1 protein-coding gene is annotated in these 1,500 nt (G+C 59.5%); it reads left to right on the top strand.

The features are described from left to right. Positions 1–1,380, top strand: a 1,380-nt coding sequence (locus G392_RS12700) for a serine-tRNA(Ala) deacylase AlaX (RefSeq protein ID WP_034335086.1), incomplete at its 5' end; no start/stop codon positions are given. Positions 1,381–1,500 lie beyond the last annotated feature (120 nt).

Raw genomic sequence — 1,500 nt, 5'->3', positions numbered from 1 at the left:
GGCATTGATTTGGACGAAGACGGCTTTAACCGCGAAATGGAAGCCCAACGCGCCCGCGCCCGCGCCGCGCAAAACTTCAAAGCGGACGCGCAAGTGTCCTATCACGGCGCGGACACCGAATTTTGCGGCTACGAGAAGCGCGTGTGCGACAGCGAAATCCTCGCCCTGTATCGGGACGGCGCGGCGGTGGACGAATTGCGCGAGGGCGAACACGGCATCATCGTGCTGGCGCAAACCCCGTTTTATGCCGAAAGCGGCGGACAAGTGGGCGATGTCGGCACGATTATTGCGGCAAACGGACGTTTTGAAGTGCGCGACACCCAAAAAATCAAAGCGGCGGTACACGGACATTTGGGCGCGGCGGTTTCAGGCAGCCTGAAAATTGGCGACAAAGTGTCGGCGCAAGTGGACGAAAGCGTCCGCGCCGCCATCACCCGCAACCACAGCGTTACCCACCTGATGCACCAAGCCCTGCGCGATGTGTTGGGCAGCCACGTTGAACAAAAAGGCTCATTGCAAAACAAAGATTTGACCCGTTTTGACATTTCCCACCCCGCCCCCATCGGCGCGGACGAAATCGCCGAAGTGGAGCGCCGCGTCAATGCCGCGATTATGGCAAACGTGCCCGTCAAAATTGAAACCATGCGCCTTGAAGACGCGCAAAAAACAGGCGCGATGATGTTGTTCGGCGAAAAATACGGCGATTTTGTGCGCGTGGTAAAAATGGACGATTTTTCCACCGAATTGTGCGGCGGCACGCATGTGGCGCGGACGGGCGACATCGGCGTGTTCAAAATCATCGGCGAGGGCGGCATCGCGGCGGGCGTGCGCCGTGTGGAAGCGGTGTGCGGCGAAGCGGCATTGGCGCGGATTCAGCATCAGGAACAACTGCTTAAATCCATCATCGCCGAAGTGAAAGCGCAAACCGAAAAAGACGTGTTCGCCAAAATCCAAGCGCAGGCGGCGCACGCCAAACAGCTTGAAAAAGCCCTTGCCGCCGCCAAAAGCGAACTGGCGGCACACGCGGGTGCGAAGCTGCTCGCCAACGCGCAGGAAGTGAAAGGCGCCTTGCTGGTGGCGGCGCAGATGGACGCAGACGCGGCGGCATTGCGTAATATTGTCGGCGATTTGTGCGGGCAGTCCGACCGCGCCGTAGTCTTGCTTGCCGCCGTAAACGATAGCAAAGTGTCGCTGTGCGCGGGTGTGTCCAAGTCTTTGACTAACCAAGTGAAAGCGGGCGATTTGGTGAAATGGGCGGCAGAACAAGTCGGCGGCAAAGGCGGCGGCCGTCCCGATTTGGCACAGGCGGGCGGCAGCGATGCGGAGAAACTGCCCGATGTGTTGAACGGCGCAAACGCTTGGCTTGCCGAAAAACTGTAACCCCCCGTCGTCCTGCCCGCCACAGCAGGACGACACCATCGGACACACTGCCATGACCGACCTTTCCCCCTTTGTGAACCGCTTGGGCAAAAACCTCAAGCACCGCCTCAAATGGGCAAA

Source organism: Conchiformibius kuhniae DSM 17694 (genome assembly GCF_000428785.1).
GTDB classification, from domain to species: Bacteria; Pseudomonadota; Gammaproteobacteria; order Burkholderiales; family Neisseriaceae; genus Conchiformibius; species Conchiformibius kuhniae.
Note: the sequence above shows the minus strand (reverse complement) of the source record. Positions and strands in the feature narration are given on the sequence as shown.